Source organism: Cohnella rhizosphaerae (genome assembly GCF_029525575.1).
Classification (GTDB): domain Bacteria; phylum Bacillota; class Bacilli; order Paenibacillales; family Paenibacillaceae; genus Cohnella; species Cohnella rhizosphaerae.
On the sequence record NZ_JAPDIA010000009.1, the window covers coordinates 350,041 to 366,001 of the forward strand.

18 protein-coding genes and 4 pseudogenes are annotated in these 15,961 nt (G+C 62.0%); 13 read left to right on the top strand and 9 right to left on the bottom strand.

Annotated elements, in window-relative coordinates; all coding sequences use genetic code 11:
• Positions 1-56: 56 nt before the first annotated feature.
• On the bottom strand, positions 57-917 hold the full coding sequence (locus tag OMP40_RS35860; protein WP_277538698.1) for a zinc-dependent alcohol dehydrogenase: 861 nt from the start codon (positions 915-917) through the stop codon (positions 57-59).
• 156 nt (positions 918-1,073) lie between these two features.
• On the opposite strand from OMP40_RS35860, the gene OMP40_RS35865 reads away from it, so the two are divergent.
• The 3 genes and pseudogenes from OMP40_RS35865 to OMP40_RS43250 form a co-directional block, all read left to right on the top strand.
• On the top strand, positions 1,074-1,913 hold the full coding sequence (locus tag OMP40_RS35865; protein ID WP_277538700.1) for an AraC family ligand binding domain-containing protein: 840 nt from the start codon (positions 1,074-1,076) through the stop codon (positions 1,911-1,913).
• The gene (locus OMP40_RS42815; protein WP_420872134.1) at positions 1,867-1,965 is read left to right on the top strand and encodes a hypothetical protein; all 99 of its coding nucleotides are present in this window, start codon (positions 1,867-1,869) and stop codon (positions 1,963-1,965) included. Before OMP40_RS35865 ends, OMP40_RS42815 begins: the two co-directional genes overlap by 47 nt.
• Before the next feature lie 94 nt (positions 1,966-2,059).
• Positions 2,060-2,158, top strand: a pseudogene (locus OMP40_RS43250) (formylglycine-generating enzyme family protein); the annotation flags it as partial.
• Positions 2,159-2,197: 39 nt separating this feature from the next.
• Here OMP40_RS43250 and OMP40_RS35880 read toward each other — a convergent pair.
• Positions 2,198-2,740, bottom strand: coding sequence for a chromate transporter (locus OMP40_RS35880; protein ID WP_277538702.1), 543 nt, complete (start codon positions 2,738-2,740; stop codon positions 2,198-2,200).
• A 23-nt stretch (positions 2,741-2,763) separates the two neighbouring features.
• Positions 2,764-3,363 carry a chromate transporter gene (locus OMP40_RS35885; protein ID WP_277538705.1) on the bottom strand — a complete coding sequence of 200 codons (600 nt, stop codon included), beginning with the start codon at positions 3,361-3,363 and terminating at the stop codon, positions 2,764-2,766.
• 165 nt (positions 3,364-3,528) lie between these two features.
• Here OMP40_RS35885 and OMP40_RS35890 point away from each other — a divergent pair, with 165 nt between their 5' ends.
• Positions 3,529-4,707, top strand: coding sequence for an ROK family protein (locus tag OMP40_RS35890; protein ID WP_277538707.1), 1,179 nt, complete (start codon positions 3,529-3,531; stop codon positions 4,705-4,707).
• Between the two features lie 90 nt (positions 4,708-4,797).
• Here the strand turns inward: OMP40_RS35890 and OMP40_RS35895 are convergent, their stop codons facing one another.
• Positions 4,798-5,352 carry a helix-turn-helix domain-containing protein gene (locus OMP40_RS35895; protein ID WP_277538709.1) on the bottom strand — a complete coding sequence of 185 codons (555 nt, stop codon included), beginning with the start codon at positions 5,350-5,352 and terminating at the stop codon, positions 4,798-4,800.
• A gap of 148 nt (positions 5,353-5,500) precedes the next feature.
• On the opposite strand from OMP40_RS35895, the gene tdh reads away from it, so the two are divergent.
• The 3 genes from tdh (at position 5,501) to OMP40_RS35910 (ending at position 8,717) form a co-directional block, all read left to right on the top strand.
• On the top strand, positions 5,501-6,544 hold the full coding sequence (gene tdh, locus OMP40_RS35900; RefSeq protein ID WP_277538711.1) for an L-threonine 3-dehydrogenase: 1,044 nt from the start codon (positions 5,501-5,503) through the stop codon (positions 6,542-6,544).
• 45 nt (positions 6,545-6,589) lie between these two features.
• On the top strand, positions 6,590-7,765 hold the full coding sequence (locus tag OMP40_RS35905) for a glycine C-acetyltransferase (RefSeq protein ID WP_277538712.1): 1,176 nt from the start codon (positions 6,590-6,592) through the stop codon (positions 7,763-7,765).
• A 217-nt stretch (positions 7,766-7,982) separates the two neighbouring features.
• A complete protein-coding gene (locus OMP40_RS35910) occupies positions 7,983-8,717 on the top strand; it encodes a class I SAM-dependent methyltransferase (RefSeq protein WP_277538714.1) in 735 nt (244 codons plus the stop codon).
• A gap of 39 nt (positions 8,718-8,756) precedes the next feature.
• On the opposite strand, the gene OMP40_RS35915 is transcribed toward OMP40_RS35910, so the two are convergent.
• The 5 genes and pseudogenes from OMP40_RS35915 to OMP40_RS40895 all read right to left on the bottom strand — a co-directional run.
• Positions 8,757-9,170 carry a DUF948 domain-containing protein gene (locus OMP40_RS35915; protein WP_277538716.1) on the bottom strand — a complete coding sequence of 138 codons (414 nt, stop codon included), beginning with the start codon at positions 9,168-9,170 and terminating at the stop codon, positions 8,757-8,759.
• Between the two features lie 3 nt (positions 9,171-9,173).
• The gene (locus tag OMP40_RS35920; protein WP_277538717.1) at positions 9,174-9,815 is read right to left on the bottom strand and encodes a YflT domain-containing protein; all 642 of its coding nucleotides are present in this window, start codon (positions 9,813-9,815) and stop codon (positions 9,174-9,176) included.
• Positions 9,816-9,989: 174 nt separating this feature from the next.
• Positions 9,990-11,159 carry a polyphosphate kinase 2 family protein gene (locus tag OMP40_RS35925; protein ID WP_420872114.1) on the bottom strand — a complete coding sequence of 390 codons (1,170 nt, stop codon included), beginning with the start codon at positions 11,157-11,159 and terminating at the stop codon, positions 9,990-9,992.
• Positions 11,160-11,271: 112 nt separating this feature from the next.
• Positions 11,272-11,412: pseudogene (locus OMP40_RS35930) on the bottom strand (polyphosphate kinase 2 family protein); the annotation flags it as partial.
• 61 nt (positions 11,413-11,473) lie between these two features.
• Positions 11,474-11,641, bottom strand: a pseudogene (locus tag OMP40_RS40895) (polyphosphate kinase 2 family protein); the annotation flags it as partial.
• A 166-nt stretch (positions 11,642-11,807) separates the two neighbouring features.
• Between OMP40_RS40895 and OMP40_RS35940 the strand changes: the two are divergent.
• The 6 genes and pseudogenes from OMP40_RS35940 (at position 11,808) to OMP40_RS35965 (ending at position 15,905) form a co-directional block, all read left to right on the top strand.
• A complete protein-coding gene (locus tag OMP40_RS35940) occupies positions 11,808-12,317 on the top strand; it encodes a GNAT family N-acetyltransferase (protein ID WP_277538719.1) in 510 nt (169 codons plus the stop codon).
• A 139-nt stretch (positions 12,318-12,456) separates the two neighbouring features.
• On the top strand, positions 12,457-12,891 hold the full coding sequence (locus tag OMP40_RS35945) for a YciI family protein (RefSeq protein ID WP_277538721.1): 435 nt from the start codon (positions 12,457-12,459) through the stop codon (positions 12,889-12,891).
• Positions 12,888-14,145: pseudogene (locus OMP40_RS35950) on the top strand (RNA polymerase sigma factor). The gene OMP40_RS35945 and the pseudogene OMP40_RS35950 overlap by 4 nt, the downstream one beginning before the upstream one ends.
• A 189-nt stretch (positions 14,146-14,334) precedes the next feature.
• The gene (locus OMP40_RS35955; RefSeq protein ID WP_277538723.1) at positions 14,335-14,775 is read left to right on the top strand and encodes a YciI family protein; all 441 of its coding nucleotides are present in this window, start codon (positions 14,335-14,337) and stop codon (positions 14,773-14,775) included.
• Between the two features lie 22 nt (positions 14,776-14,797).
• The gene (locus OMP40_RS35960) at positions 14,798-15,139 is read left to right on the top strand and encodes a DUF1801 domain-containing protein (RefSeq protein ID WP_277538724.1); all 342 of its coding nucleotides are present in this window, start codon (positions 14,798-14,800) and stop codon (positions 15,137-15,139) included.
• A 208-nt stretch (positions 15,140-15,347) separates the two neighbouring features.
• Positions 15,348-15,905 carry a Uma2 family endonuclease gene (locus OMP40_RS35965; RefSeq protein ID WP_277538726.1) on the top strand — a complete coding sequence of 186 codons (558 nt, stop codon included), beginning with the start codon at positions 15,348-15,350 and terminating at the stop codon, positions 15,903-15,905.
• Positions 15,906-15,961: the final 56 nt, after the last annotated feature.

A 15,961-nucleotide genomic window follows, 5' to 3' on the forward strand; every position in this document is an offset into this window, starting at 1 on the left:
TGCGCTGCTTCGTGAACAGTTGGTTATACAGTTCAGGCGAAGCGTCCCACCGCACTTCATGCGAGATCAGGCCCGCCAGGTTCAGACTGCCGGATTCGATGAGCCGGATCACGCCTTCGCGCGAGGGGCGGTCGCCGATGAAGCAGGGGGAAGATTGCGTTCAGCTGCTTGCTGTGCGGCACGTCGTAGCGGAATCCGACCCGGTCCGGATACCAGCCGAGGAAGACGAACGTTCCCTTGCGCCGAGAGGCGTCCAGCGCATCGTCCAGCAGTGCCTCAAAGCCGGTCGATTCGGCGACGATGTCGATTCCCTCGGGGAACCGGGCGCGGATCGCCGACGGCACGGACTGCACCGAGGCGTCGATTGCCCAGTCCGCGCAGTACGCCCGGGACCGCGCCAGGCGATCGGCCGAGATGTCGGAGACCACGACATAGGCGCCGCGCAGACGGGCGAGCATAGCCGCGCACTGGCCGATCAGCCCTTGCCCGACGACGTACACGGTGTCGCCCGTATTGACCTTGGCCAGGTTCCAGGCGTTGGCGGCGACGCAGGGCTGGACGAACATCGCGCAATCCCGCAGCGAAGCCTCCGAAGCGAGCGCGTGCACATGATGTCTGCTCGCCTTCACATACTGCGCATGCGCGCCGTTGCAGAATACCGTCACGAAGTCGCCGATCTTGACCGTGTCGGCCGCATTCGCCCCGACCTCGACGACCGTGCCGCTGGCCTGATACCCGTTGACGAAGGGCGGCGGGCCATAATCCTGCCGTCTTCCTTCGGCGATCCACATCTCCGTACCGATGCTGATCCCGGAATAGGCGGTCCGGATCATAATCGAATCGTCGTCGATCACAGGGTCCGGCATCTCCATGATTTCCGCCCGCTTGCCGAGCTCCGTTACTGCCAATGCTTTCATCGCTTTCCAGCCGCCTTTCGTTATAATGAAGCTGTACGTTGTTATCGTAGCCCCCTACCGGGCAAATCGCGATGGCAATTATTCAGACTCGGATGGCGGATATACCGATATACCGATATCGTACAAGAAAACAAAGAGGGCAGAGGAGGGGTGAGCATGACGCTGGGCGCCGTGTACCTGGGAGAGCAGTTTTTCAGGCCGGGAGAATCGTTTCGTATCGTCAAACACTCGGAAGCGGTCATCGGCGGGCAGCGGCCTCACGCCCACGACTTTGTCGAGATTTGCTACGTCTATGCGGGTGCGGGCTATCACGAGGTCGGCGAAGAGATCTACCGGGTGGCCAAGGGAGACCTGTTCCTGATCAACTATGAGGTCAAGCACGCCTTTTACCGCGATCCGGAGGACGAAGAGCTCATTACCTACAACCTTTTGTTTCTTCCGGGCTTCATGGACGACAGCCTGCTGCCGTTCCAGGACTTCACGAGTCTGACGATGTCCTATCTGTTCAAGGACAGCTGGACCGAGGGACGCGTACGGGAGAATCTTCGCCTGAATGCCGAGGAGCAGCGGGAGTTCGACGAGCTGATCGGCAAGATGGAGCGGGAGTACAACGGTCAGCTTGAGGGGTACAACGCGGTGCTGCGGGCTTATATGATCGAGCTGATCGTCAAAATGATGCGGGGCTACCAGCGGAGAAGCGCGGCCGATGAGCGGCAGCCCAGGCGTAAATCCGAGATCGAGGCGGTGCTCCGATATCTCGATACCCATTACCGCGAGCCGTTCCGCCTCGCGGAATTGGCCAAGCGGACCTTTTTCAGTAAAAACTACTTCAGCCAGCTGTTTAAGGAAACGACCGGCATGACCGCGATGCAATATGTGCAGCAGGTGCGTATCGAAGAGGCATGCAGGATGATGCAGGACCCGGACAAAAAAGATGGCGAAGATCGCCCTGGACGTCGGGTATGCGGATTACAAGACGTTTTATCTGGCGTTTAAAAAGCAGAAGGGACGCTCGCCGCACGAATATCGAAGCGGCTTGACCCGGTAAGCGGCACTGGTATAGCAAGGGAAGGGTAAGTAAGTCCCCCCCCAAGGACAAGTCTTGCGGGCCAGTCCGCCACTGGCGGCATACTCCCACTCGGCCTCGGTCGGTTACCAACGTCCAATTCAAAGCTTCTGTTGTAGCGACGGGCTACGTCTCCGAGGCGGAGCGCTTCGGCGGGTCCTACGCCTTTCACCTTTTCGTCGTTCGGGGATTTGAAGGTTGCGCTTAAATGCGGCTAGCCGTACAGCGCGATGCCGACCAGGCCGGATAGGAGAATGACGACGAACGGATGCTTGTGCAAATAGATGAGCGCGAACAGGGAGCCGACGAATATCGCGAGCTGGCACCAGGTCCGCCAATCCGGCGCTGCCGTCACCATGCCGGCGTGCCGCGCGAACGATACGGCCGCATACGCGACGAGTCCGACGACGACGGCCCGCAAGCCGTAGAAGGCCGCCGCCACCCTTGGGTTGTCGCGATAGCGGAAAAAAAGCTTGCCCGCCGCGAGAATGAGCGCGAACGAAGGCAGCACGACGGCCAGCGCCGCCAAAGCCGCTCCGAGCCATCCGGCCTGCCGGTAGCCTACGGCGACCGCGATATTCGTGGCGATCGGACCTGGAGACATGCCCGCGACGGCTACGATGTCCGCGAACTGGCCCGCCTCCATCCAGCGATAGCGGTTTAGAATCTCTTCCTGAATGAGCGGGATCATCGCATAGCCGCCGCCGAACGAGACGAGCCCGACCAGGAAAAACATGGCGAACAGATGGATCAGCATGCCCTCCACCTCATTTGCTCAGATTATATCATGTAATCGTACACGGGCTCTTTGTCCTTGATTTTCGTTTCCTTTCCCCTTAACGCTCGGAAATGGACCCAAAGCATGCCTGCGGCTGCGCCCAAGGCGATGACCCATAGCGGATGAATGCCGGTAAAAAGCAGGAGCGCGGCCCCCGTCGCGAGCGCGCCGGAGGCGAAATCCACGATCGAGGAGCGGGCGACCTTGATCGCCGCGAAGGCGATAAGCGCGGCGACCGTGGCTCGTATAGCGGTAAACGCCGCCTCGATTTTCGGATTGTCCTTGAATTGAACGTAGAAGACCGACAAGACGATCATGAGGACGAAGGTGGGCAGGCAGATGCCGAGCAGCGCCGCGATCGCGCCGGAGACGCCGGCGATGCGATAGCCGATGAAGGCGGCGGAATTCGCCGCGACGGCGCCCGGCACGGTGCCGGATACCGCGAATAAATCGGCGACTTCCTCCCGGCGCAGCCAGCTTTTCTTTTCGACGACCTCGCGTTCGATGGCGGGAATCAGCGCGTATCCGCCTCCGAACGTTAAAGGGCTCATTTTCAAAAATACGAGGAAGAGTGAGAGATGGAGCTTTCTTTTGTCGGTCATGGCAGAGCCTCCCGTCTTCAATAGTATAGCATCTTAAAACCAAAATGGAATAAAGTATGGGGTCTTCGTATGGCTCGCCGCAGGGCGTTTCGTTATAATGATAGAAATGATGAGAGCCGAACGAACGAGTGAGGATGTGCCCCATCGATGGATCGCGCGAATCGAGTGCTTACGTCTAAGGAATTGATCTACCGCCATATCGCCGAGCAGGGCGCCGTTTCCAAGGCCGAGCTGCTGGATCGTTTTCGGATTCCGAGCAGCACGCTGACGCGGACGCTTGAAGAGATGATCGCGGACCGGCTAATTCAGGCATCGGGTCTCGGCCCGTCCAGCGGCGGCAGAAGGCCGATCGTATACGAGACGAACCCGGCATTCGGTTATTTTTTCGGTCTCGAGATTTCACGTTCCCATGCTTCGCTCGGCTTCTTCGACGTCCGCATGAATCCGATGTCGTTCACCCGCTGGCGCATGGACGAGGCGATGACGCCGGACAGGCTGATCGCGCATGCCGAGCAATCGGTCAAGGCCATCCTGTTCGATCACAAGATCGAGCCCGGCCAGGTGAGAGGCTTTGGCATCGGCGCCGTCGGACCGCTGGACCGCGAGCGCGGCATCGTGCTTCGGCCGCTCCACTTCGCGGCGCCGGGCTGGCAGGACGTCCCGATCCGCCGAATGGCCGAGGAAGCGACCGGGTTCGCGGCGCGCCTCGAAAACGGCGCGAACGCGGCGCTCATGGGCGAGCGCTGGGCGCTGCGGCGTTCCAATCCCCAGCATATGCTGTACGTGCATGCCGGGATCGGGCTGCGCTCCGCGATGATGTCGAACGGCCGGATCGTCCACGGCTCGATCGATCTGGAGGGCGCCGTCGGACAGATGATCGTTCAGGCGGACGGCACGCGGCTGCACGAGGGAGGCAACTTCGGCGCCCTGGAGGCGTACGCCTCCATTCAGGCGCTTGAGAAGCAGGCGCAATCGCAGGCCGAGCTGGGACGCGGCGGCTGGACGGAGCGGCTGCGGATCGCGCCGGAGCAGATCCGTTACGACGATCTGCTTCAGGCGCTGAGAGAGGGGCATCCGCCGGCCGTCGAGCTGTTCGACGGCGCGGCAGTATACCTCGGCATCGGCCTCGCCAATATGATCAACATGTTCCATCCGGAGACGGTCATTCTGGGCGGGGCGCTTATCTACTCGGATGAACGCTTTTACAAAGCAGCCATCGAGACCGCGCGCCGGCACGTATACTACTATCCGGCGTACCAGCCGGCATTCACCAAGGGCGAGCTGCGCGAGGACGCCGTCGCCACGGGCGCCGCGCTTATGATGTGGAGGCGGATGGAGGTCTAGGTACCGGAGCATGAGGCGAGTTATAACGGCAGCGAAGCCCGAAGAAAAGGCCCGCTCCCCGGAAATTCCGGGAGAGCGGGCCTTTGCGCATCATGAGGGGTAATGGATGAGCGTAATATAGGTAGTGACCTGGCCGGTATTGTTCCGGTACGCGTGCGGCTGGTCGGCGGGGAAGCGCACGGCGTTGCCCGCGGCCACCGCGTACGTATCGCCGCCGACTTCGACGTCGAGCGAGCCGTCCGTCACGACGATGTATTCCTCGACCGCTTCGTTGTGCGGTTCCGATTCGTGGCTGCAGCCGGGATCCATGCGGACCGCGTAGATTTCGAAGCCTTTTCGCTGGTCGTAAGGAAACATCGGGAACGAGCGATAGGCGCCGTCCTCCTCTAAAAACGGCTCGATCCCGGCCATGTCGACGAACGTGACTTCCGCCTTCGTCTCTTCAATGAGCGACGTAAATGAAATTTTTAAGCCGTTGACGATTTTCCATAGCACGGAGATCGTCGGATTGGAGTCGCCCCGCTCGATCTGGCCGATCATCGCCTTGCTGACGCCCGTCAGCTCGGCTACCTGGTCCAGGCTGAGACCGCGGGATTTGCGCACGGCTTGCAGGTTTTTGCCGACTTTCTTATGAATGGCGTCCATTATATCCACCTAAGTCCCTTTATTTTCTCTCCATTATACCGAACGCCACGCGAATATAAACCCCATAATAATTTCATTGTGCAATATATAATACAATTGTATAATATGTTGTATAAAGCGGAATTAACTCGATACGAGGGTGATGACCATGCGGGAGAAAACGATGCTCGGCCTGGTGAAAAAGGACCGGGGGCCGGGCGCGGCGCTGATGGAGGTGCCGGTACCGGTGCCCGGTCCCGAAGAGGTATTGGTACGGGTAAAGGCGTCTTCCATCTGCGGCACGGATCTGCATATTTACAATTGGGACGCCTGGGCCGAGCGCGCCGTCGTGACGCCGAACGTCTTCGGACACGAATTCGCGGGCGTCGTCGAAGCCGTCGGCGAGCGGGTGACCAACGTCAAGGTCGGAGACCGCGTGTCCGGCGAAGGACACATCGTGTGCGGCCACTGCAAGGCCTGCCGGACGGGGAACGGGCATGTATGCGCCAACACGCGCAGCTTCGGCATCTCGGCGCCGGGCTGCTTCGCCAAGTATGCGGTGCTGCCCGCCGGCAACGTCATTCACAATCGCCCCGAGATGCCGTTCGAGCTGGCATGTTTGCAGGATCCGCTGGGCAATGCCGTGCAGACCGTGCTCGCCGGCGACATCGTCGGCAGGTCCGTCGCCGTCATCGGCACGGGCGCCATCGGCTTGATGGCGATCGCCGTGGCGCGCGCATGCGGCGCGGGCAAGATCATCGCCGTCGACGTCCGCGCCAACCGACTGGAGATGGCCAGGCAGATGGGCGCCGACGCGCTCGTCAACAGCGCGGAGACGCCGATGGCCGAAGCGGTTCGCGCGTTCACCGACGGCGAAGGGGCCGAGGTCGTGCTCGAGATGTCCGGCCACCCGGCGGCCATCCGGGGCGGGTTCGAGGCGGCGGCGAACGCGGGCCGCATCTCGCTGCTCGGCATCCCGACGGACGACGTGCCGATCGACCTGGCGCGTCACTTGATTTTCAAAGGCATCAGCGTTCACGGCATTACCGGCCGCCGCATGTATGAGACATGGTACCAAATGAAAGGGCTGCTCGATTCGGGGGCTTTGCGGCTTGACGGACTGGTCACGCATACGTTCACGCTGGACCGTTACGAAGAGGCGTTCGAGCTGGTGAAGTCGGGCAATTGCGGCAAGGTCGTATTTACGCATTAGTCGCGCATGGAAACGAACGATAAGAGAGGGGCCGACAGATCAACGATGGCAAACCTGGACTTTTTATCGAAGGAACTGGAGCAGCTCAAGGCGGACGGCCGATACCGGCCGCTGACGGAATGGGAGGGCGGATCGGGCAGCTGGATGACGCTCGGCGGACGCCGGGTGCTGCAGATGTCCTCCAACAACTACTTGGGCTTGACCGCGCATCCGGAGCTGAAGCGAGCCGCGATCGAAGCGATCGAAAAATACGGCGTCGGCAGCGGCTCCGTCCGCACGATCGCCGGCACGCTCGACATTCATGGGAAGCTGGAACGAGAGCTGGCCGCGTTCAAGGGCACCGAGGCGACGCTGGTGTTCCAATCCGGATTCACGACGAATCAGGGGATCCTCGGGTCGATCCTGGGGCCGGACGATGTCGTCATCAGCGACGAGCTCAACCATGCCAGCATCATCGACGGCATCCGGCTGACCAAGGCGAGCCGCAAGGTGTTCGCCCACAAGGATCTCGACCAATTGGAGCAGGCGCTGAAGGAGAGCGCGTCCTACCGCGCCCGCGTCGTCGTCACCGACGGCGTGTTCAGCATGGACGGGGACATTGCGCCGCTGCCGGCCATCGTCGAGCTCGCGGAGCGGTACGATGCCGTCGTGTATGTCGACGATGCGCATGCGAGCGGCGTCCTCGGACGCAACGGCAAAGGCTCGACGGATCACTTCGGCCTCCACGGGCGGGTGCACATCCAGGTCGGCACGCTGTCCAAGGCGATCGGCGTATCCGGCGGATATATGGCGGGCTCCGCGCTGCTCAAGGATTATTTGATTCACAAGGCGCGCTCGTTTCTGTTCAGCACGTCGCAGACGCCGGCCGTCGCCGCTTCTTGCCTGGCCGCGGTGAAGGTGCTCGGACGCAGCCCCGAGCTGATCGAGCGGCTGTGGAGCAACGCGAATTATTGCAGGGAAAAGCTGCTCGCGCTCGGCTTCGACACGGGGATGAGCGAGACGCCGATCATCCCGATCATCGTCGGCTCGCCCGCGGATACGATGCGGTTCTCCGATGCGCTGCTCGCCGAAGGCGTGTATGCGCAGGGCATCGTCTATCCGACGGTCGCGATGGACAAGGGGAGAGTGAGACTGATCGTGACGGCGTCGCATACGCGCGAGGATCTCGACTTCGCGCTGGACGCGCTGGCCCGAACGGGGCGGATCGCTGGACTGATCTGATTCCGACTTCGGCTTGTCGCTGGCCCAGCTCGCGCTCGCCTGGATGCCGCGCAGTGGGCGGAATTCGAGGCCGTGCGGGGCCGCTAGGCGCGTCACTTAAAAAACGTAAGCCCCTGTCCTCCGGCGGTCGCCGGCTGCAGGGGCTTTTTGCGCTGCGCGTCGGATTGCTATACTTAAACCAGATGAACATCGTCAACGGATGAGGAGGCGCTGGAGCATGAAGGAGAACAAGTACGACGACCCGCGTTTTTTTGAAAATTACAGCCGCATGCCGCGATCGGTCGGCGGCTTGGAGGCGGCAGGCGAGTGGGACGAGCTGCGTACGATGCTGCCGGATCTGGCGGGCAAGCGGATGCTGGATTTGGGCTGCGGCTACGGCTGGCATTGCCGGTACGCCCGGGAGCAGGGAGCAAGGTCCGCGGTCGGCGTCGACCTGTCCGAGAAGATGCTGGAGCGGGCGCGGGAGATGACCGATGATCCCGCGATCGCGTATGTGCGAAGCGGCATCGAGGATTTCGAATTTCCCATTGGTGCGTTCGACGTCGTGGTCAGCTCGCTGGCGCTGCATTACGTGGCGGACTTCGGCGAGATCTGCGAGGGCGTACGCGCTTGCCTCTCGCCCGGCGGAGCCTTCGTGTTCACCGTCGAGCATCCGACGTTTACGGCTTTGGAAGGGCAGGATTGGCACTACGGTCCGAACGGGGAGAAGCTGCATTGGCCGCTTGACCGCTACCATGAGGAAGGACCGCGGCTCGCGAGATTTTTGGGGCATGACGTCGTGAAGTACCACAGGACCGTAGCCGGCTATCTGAATCCTTTAATCGAAACGGGCTTCCACGTCGACAAGCTGTCCGAGCTGAAGCCGACGGCAGACATGCTGGAGCGGCATCCGGCATGGGCGGAGGAGGCGCGCCGCCCGATGTTCCTTTTGGTCGCGTCGACCAAGCTCTGACGCGGCGGCGCATGGCCTCATTTAACGAGGTGAATCTATTTATGATAAAGGGAGGGTGCGCCGCCGGCTTGCGGCACTGACCCTTCCCCCGATGCGAACGGCAATATCCCGCGCGCGGACGGGGGCGTCGACGCCCCTGCGTTCATTTTCGCCGGGACTGAGCGCTTCCTTCACCGAGTGCGCGATCGTGTGCAAGACGTCGCCCACCTCTTGCGTCGTCTCGAGCAGCGGATCGACGGTATCGATGCGCCCTTTAACGTCCCTAACGGTTCGGTTAACGGTATGAATTAACGCAGTCGCCTCATGCGTAGCCTGAAGGGCGGACGTCTTGACGTCGACGAGCGTGCGATTCGCTTCGTCGAGCGTCGCCATCGTCTTTTTCATCGTCTTGACGGCGTAGACGACGAAGACCGACAGGGAGATCGAAGCGAGCGCCGCGCTTTTGCCGCGCATCGGTCAGACCTCCCTGGAATCGTGGGGAATGACGAGTTCCTTCACGGGCGTCTGTACGTCGCCGTCCTTGGCATTGATATAGACGCGCATCTCGTCGGCAGGCTCGTGAGCGGCTGCTGCCGGCAGCGGAGACTGCACGTACGAGACGGCCGTTGAACGGGGCCCGACGGCGCCGAAGGTCTGGAAGATGCGCTCTGCGTGCGCCCGATCCTCGGCGTTCGCCTTCACGATGACGAGCAGATGATCCTGCTCGACCAGCGTCTTGTAGATCTCCGCCTCGCGATCGGGGATGCCGAGACCGACCAGGCCGCCGATGAGCGTGCCCGTGCTGCCGCCGACGGCCGCGCCGGCGATGACGGTCGCGATCGGACCGGCCGCGAGCAGCGGACCGAGACCCGGTATGAACAGCAGGCCAGCCGTGGCCAGGAGTCCGGCGGTTCCGCCGAGAAAGGCGCCCGCCACGCCGCCCGTGACCATGCCTTCCGCGCTGTTCGTGCCGGTGACCGTGTCTACGCGATGGACGGCTTCGCGTTTATGGCTGACGACGGAGATATCGTCCTTGTTCCAGCCTGCCGCCTTCAGCGCCTCGATCGCGCCGATGACGTCCTGTTCGTTTCTAAACGTTCCAACGACCGGTGTATGCATCGCAATCGCCTCCATTGTGTTTTTTGCTGGCCGCGCCAGCTGAATACTGATACTTCACCACGTTGCAATTGGAAATAACAGGGTGGACAAGCGGTGGGCGAACAATATTTTCGGAGGCTTGTACAACACGGCGTACATCGTCGATCGAGATCGACAGTTTGCCGGTCGATGGGGTTAAAGTACCGCAAGTATGCACGTAGATCGACAGTTGGCGGGCCGGCGGGGTTGAAGGGGGGCGAGTGTGTGCCGCGAAAAACAAAGAACCTGCCGGGCACGACGGCAGGTTCTTAAGTATGCTAAACTTCCTTCGGCCTCCGGCCGCGTCTGCTCGGCGGCTTCGGCGCGGTCGGCTCGCTGGGCACATCCTCGGTCGCGGCTTGTACCGGTGCCTCGGCTTCGGCGGCGGCCTGCTTCCTTGTACCCCGCGTTCTCCCGGCAGTCTTCCGCGTTCCCAAAGCCGCTGTCGCGCCCGCCGCTGCCGATTTTTCGCCCGTCGCTGTCTCGCCAGCTTCCGCGGATTTTCCACGCGGCGCCGCTTCGCCAGTCTTTGCCGGTTTTCCACCAGCCGCCGTCTCGCCTGCCGCCGCCGTTTTTTTTGCTCGCCGCTTGACGGCCGGTGTTCGGCGCTTTGTCGGCGGCGGGTTTCCTGCCGCCGCGGGGCGCTCTGCCCTTTGCAGTCTTCGGGCCGACATCCGCAGGCACGCCTTCGGCCGTCTCCGAGCCAGCGTCCGCCGGTTCGCTGTGCAAGGCTTCCCCGTCGACGGCGGCTTTTTCGTTCCCGCCGCTCGCTTCCCGCTCGCCCGCCGCTTCGCCGCCGGCCCCGGTCGCCAGGGCTTCCGCAGCCGCTGCCTCCGGAACATCCCGCCGCTCATCGCTCTCGGCATCCTGCAGGCCATCGCTTTTGGCATCCCGCCGCTCATCGCCCTTGGCATCCTGCAGGCCATCGCCCTCGGCATCCCGCCGCTCGCCGCCCTTGGCATCCTTGCGCTTGGCGGCTAACAGCTTGGCCCGCGTTTCCTCGTCCAGATCCAGCTCTCCGAAATGCTCGATATCGATCTCCGGATACGCGAGGTCCAGCGACTCGAACGCCTCGGTTATAATTTTCAGCACGCGGTAATCGCGGTACCAGCGCTTGTCGGCAGGGACGATATGCCAAGGGTTGCGCTTCGTGCCGGTCGCCTCGAAGACGTCTTCGTAAGCGCGGACGTATTCGTCCCAATGCCGCCGCTCCTTGAGGTCGTTCGGATCGAACTTCCACAGTTTGTCGGGCCGGGTCAGCCGATCCTGCAGCTTTTCCAGCTGAAATTCCTTGGAGATATGGAGAAAAATTTTGATGACCAGCACGCCGCTGTCCGCGAGCAGCTTTTCGAAGTGCTTGATATGGGCCAGGCGCCGTTCGGTTTCTTTTTTTATCGATGAGGCCGTGAACCCGGGTGATTAACACTTCCTCGTAATAGGAGCGGTTGAAGGAGGCGATGTATCCCTTTTGGGGGACCAGCTTGTGCGTTCGCCACAGGAAGTCGTGGGCCGCTTCCTCCGCGGTCGGCGTCTTGAAGCTCTCGGCTCGGTAGCCCTGCGGATTGAGCGCGGACAACACCTTTTTTTACCGTGCCGTCCTTACCGCTGCAGTCCATCCCCTGGAACACGATCAGCACGCCGTGCGAACGGCTGGCATACAGCTTTTCCTGCGCTTCCTGCAGTCTGTCGCGAAGAACCTCCATCTCCGCTTCAGCCTGTTCCTTGCTCTCGATATCGCCCGTATCGCGGGGATCGAAATCCTTCAGGGAAACGTGACGCTTGCGGTCAAGCCTGGTGCGGTCGGCCATGCGCTCTCCTCCGATTCTCGCTCGAATATGTGTCTGACTTGATGCTCGTTTATACGATTATAGCACTCCTTGCCTGAAAACCGGAATCGCGCAAAGCGCGTCGAAAGGAGCGTTCTATGCTATCATTTTACTCATAAGGAATCGGAGCTCCCGAGGAGGGAACGGCTTGCTTATTCGCGTACTCGAAGAGGAAGATGCAAGCGTCTATCGGCAAATTCGTTTAACCGCGCTCAGGACCGATCCGGACGCGTACGGATCGACCTATGAGCGGGAGGCGCGGTTCGCGTTGGAAACGTTCGCCGAACGGATCAAGCCCGGCGCCGCACGGTTCACGCTGGGCGCTGTCGGCGACGGAGGCGGCGGGACGCTGGCCGGCATCGCGTCGTTCGTCCGGGAGGAGAGCTTAAAGACCTCGCATAAAGGCAACGTGTACGGCGTGTACGTGGCGCCGGAGATGCGAGGCGCGGGCGTCGGCAGAGCGCTGATGCTCGATCTCATCGGCCAAGCGCGCGCGCTCGACGGACTGGAGCAGCTCAATCTGGCCGTCATGTCGGACAACTTGGCGGCCAAGCGGCTGTACGCCTCCGTCGGCTTCGAGCCGTACGGCGTGGAACGGCGCGCGTTGAAGTACGGCGGGCGATACTTCGACGAGGATTTTATGGCGTTGCGGCTGTGAACGGACGTCCGGGCGGTCCGGCAAAAAAAATTTTTTGAATGCATGTCGATTCGGCCGCCAGGCGTTCGTCGTGTTTATGTAAGCGAAGGAAACGCCAGCCGATGAAGCTGCCGGTTCCCATCCAAAGGAGGAAAACAAAATGCGTTTTATGATGATCGTCAAGGGAACGTCGGATTCGGAAGCGGGCGTCATGCCGAGCGAGGAGCTGGTCGCGGCGATGCAGCGGTACAACGAAGAGCTTGCCAAGGCAGGCGTCCTGGTGGCCGCCGACGGGCTCCATCCCACTTCGTCGGCCATTCGGATCTCCTACCCGGAGGCGGGAGGCAAGCCCAAGATTACGGACGGACCGTTCACCGAAGCCAAGGAGATTATCGCCGGATTTACGATGATCGAGGTGAAGTCGAAGGAAGAAGCGCTCGAGTGGGCGCTCCGGATGCCGGATCCGCACGGGTTCGGGCAAGGTCAAATCGAGCTTCGGCAGATTTTCGACATGAGCGATTTGACGCAGGATCCGGGGATGCTGGCCAAGGAACATGCGCTGCGCGAGCGGCTTGAAGGACCGCGCCGGACGTGAGCGACCGGGCCGCGCACCGCGCGATCGACGCTGTCTGGCGAATCGAGTCGGCCAAGCTGATCGCACGCCTGGCGACGATGGTTCGCGATGTCGGCCTGGCGGAGGACCTGGCGCAGGACGCGCTCTTGATCGCGCTCGAACGGTGGCCGGAGACGGGCATTCCGGACAACCCGGGGGCATGGCTTATGACGACGGCGAAGCGACGGGCGATCGACTTGCTGCGGAGGAACAAGCTGCGGGAACGCAAGTACGAGGAATACGGGCGCGCCAGCCCCTTGTATACGGAGGACGATGTGGAAAAGGAGTCGGGGGAGATCGGCGACGAGCTGCTCCGACTTATCTTCGCCGCCTGCCATCCGTCGCTCTCGCGCGAATCGCGCGTGGCGCTGACTTTACGCCTGCTGGGGGGGGCTTACGACGGAAGAGATCGCGCATGCGTATCTCGTCCCCGAGCCGACGGTCGCGCAGCGGATCGTCCGCGCGAAGAAGACGCTAGGCGCGGCGCGCGCGACGTTTGACGCGCCCGAGGGGAAGGCGCTGGAGGAACGTCTCTCCTCGGTGCTCGAGGTTGTCTATCTGATGTACAACGAAGGATATTCGGCAACGTCGGGCGGAAACTGGATTCGTCCGACGCTCTGCCAGGAGGCGCTGCGTCTCGGCCGGATGCTGGCGGAGGCGGTGCAAGGGGAGCCGGAGGTGCACGGTCTTGTCGCCCTGATGGAGATCCAGTCGTCGCGCTTTAAGACGCGCATCGGTCCGTCGGGCGAGCCGGTCTTGCTCATGGATCAGAATCGCGCGCTTTGGGACCGGCTGCTGATTCGGCGAGGTCTGGCTGCGCTCGAGCGCGCACGCAGCCTGGGCCGTCCGCTCGGGCCGTACGCGCTCCAAGCCGCGATCGCCGCCTGCCATGCGCAGGCAAAGGCGCCGGGGGACACCGACTGGGCCCGAATCGCGGCGCTCTACGAAGCGCTGTCGCGCGTCGCGCCTTCGCCCGTCGTCGAGCTGAACCGCGCCGTCGCGATCGCGATGGCGTTCGGACCGGCCATCGGGCTGCGGATCGTCGACGAGCTGAACGACGAGCCCGCCTTGCGTGACTATTACTTGCTGCCGAGCGTTCGCGGGGATTTGCTCGCGAAGCTCGGGCGCATGGAGGAGGCGCGCGCGGCGTTCGAGCGGGCCGCCTCCATGACGCAGAATGTGCCGGAGCAAGAGCTGATGCGAAGGCGCGCGGCGGAATGCGCGGAGCGACAATAACCATATAGAAGCGAGGATTGGACGAACGGTGAAGAGCGACTCGAACCGTACGGAACGGTTTGGCGATATCCAAGACGGAACGCGGATCGCCTACGATGCGGTCGGTCGATGGACGCGCTCGCGCCGGTGCTGAAGTCGTTCTTCCTCGCCTGAGCCGTCGCTTGAAATTCACTCAAGGAGGCGATGCATATGCGATTTATGATCCTGATCAGGGCGAACGCGCGCTTCGAGGCTGGCATCGGGCCGGCTGGCGAACGGGCCGCGGCTTTTGCGGCTTACCTCCGGGAAATGAAGGCGGCTGGCGTCCTCATCGAGTCCGCCAGCCTGCTGCCCAGCGCCGACGGGCTCCGGTTGACGTATTCGCAAGCGGAAGGTCCGCCGGCGATGACGGCGGGACCGTTCTGCGACGCGGAAGGACAGGTCGCGGGGTACATGCTGCTGGAGGCCGACTCGGAACGGGAGGCATACGCCTGGGCGGCGGGAATGCCCGACCCCTATGGCTTCGGAGAAGGCGGGATCGAGCTGCGCCGGCTTCGCGATACGGCCGTGCCGCCGTTCGCCGCAAGCTTGAACCCGATCGAGGCCGACCTGCGCGACCAGATCGGCGCTTTAAGGAATTCGCACGAATAAGCACACGATAGGAGCTGTTGACATGAACCCTGAAGTCGCGCAATTTATCGCCGATCTCAAAGAGCCTTGGCAGGCCGAGCGCTGCAATGCGCTGCGGGAGCTTACGCTTGCGGTCATTCCGGACGCGTTGGAGCGCATGCAGTACAAGAAGCCCCATTACCTCAAAAACGGCAAGTACGCCGCCGTCATTTCGACGTCGAAGGACGCGGTAAGCTACACGGTCTTTAACGCAGCGGGCGTCGCGTTCCCCGAAGGCGCCTGGAGCGGTCCGCCGGAACGCAAGACGATCAAGATCGGGAAGGCGCAGGACGTGGACAAGGAGGCGCTGGCGGACTTGCTTCGGCAAGCGTCGGCTGCCTTGTAAACGGGGTCAGCTGATTTTCCGTTGACAGATCTTCCATTTTTGAGCATAATCGAATCAAAGAAAGAAACGGGGAAGCGCCCCGTCAGAGCCGAACACGAACCGTGTCGCTTTGACGGGGTTTTTCTGTCAGGAGGATGCCTGGGATGGATGACAAAAAAACGACCGGAAGACAAAAAAAAGACCGGAGGATCGGGTCGGCGAGCAGCAGGTGACGTACGACGTTTATGCTGCGATGCCGGACGACGGCTTGCGCTACGAAGTACTGGACGGTTCGCTGGAGCTCATGTCGCCGGGACCGAACACTTCGCATCAGATACTGAGTTACAATTTGCAGTTTACGCTAGCTGGCAGTTGCAGAGCGGAATATCTCATTTTAAGCGCGCCGCTCGATGTCATCCTCAGTCCTACCAACGTCGTGCAGCCCGACCTGATCTTCATTCGTCCGGAGCGCGCCGATATCGTGACCAAGCGGGGCATCGAGGGGCCGCCGGACCTGGTCGTCGAGATTCTGTCGCCCGGCTCGCGTCACCGGGACCGCGTCCGCAAGCTTCGAATCTATGAAAAGCATGGCGTGCCTGAGTATTGGATCCTCGACCCTGGCGCCCAGACCCTGGAGCAGCATCTGTTGCAGGGCGACCGCTTCGAGCTCAGCCGCGTATACGAAGGCGAAGATACAGTCTCGTCGGACAGGCTGCCCTGCGTGTCGTTCACGGTCGCCGGACTGTTCGACGATCCGACCCTGCGGCGGTTGCTTTCCTCGAACTGAATCTCCGCCGTTCCTGCGCAGTCTATAATAGGTGCGCCCGAGCATTTCCTCTCGGG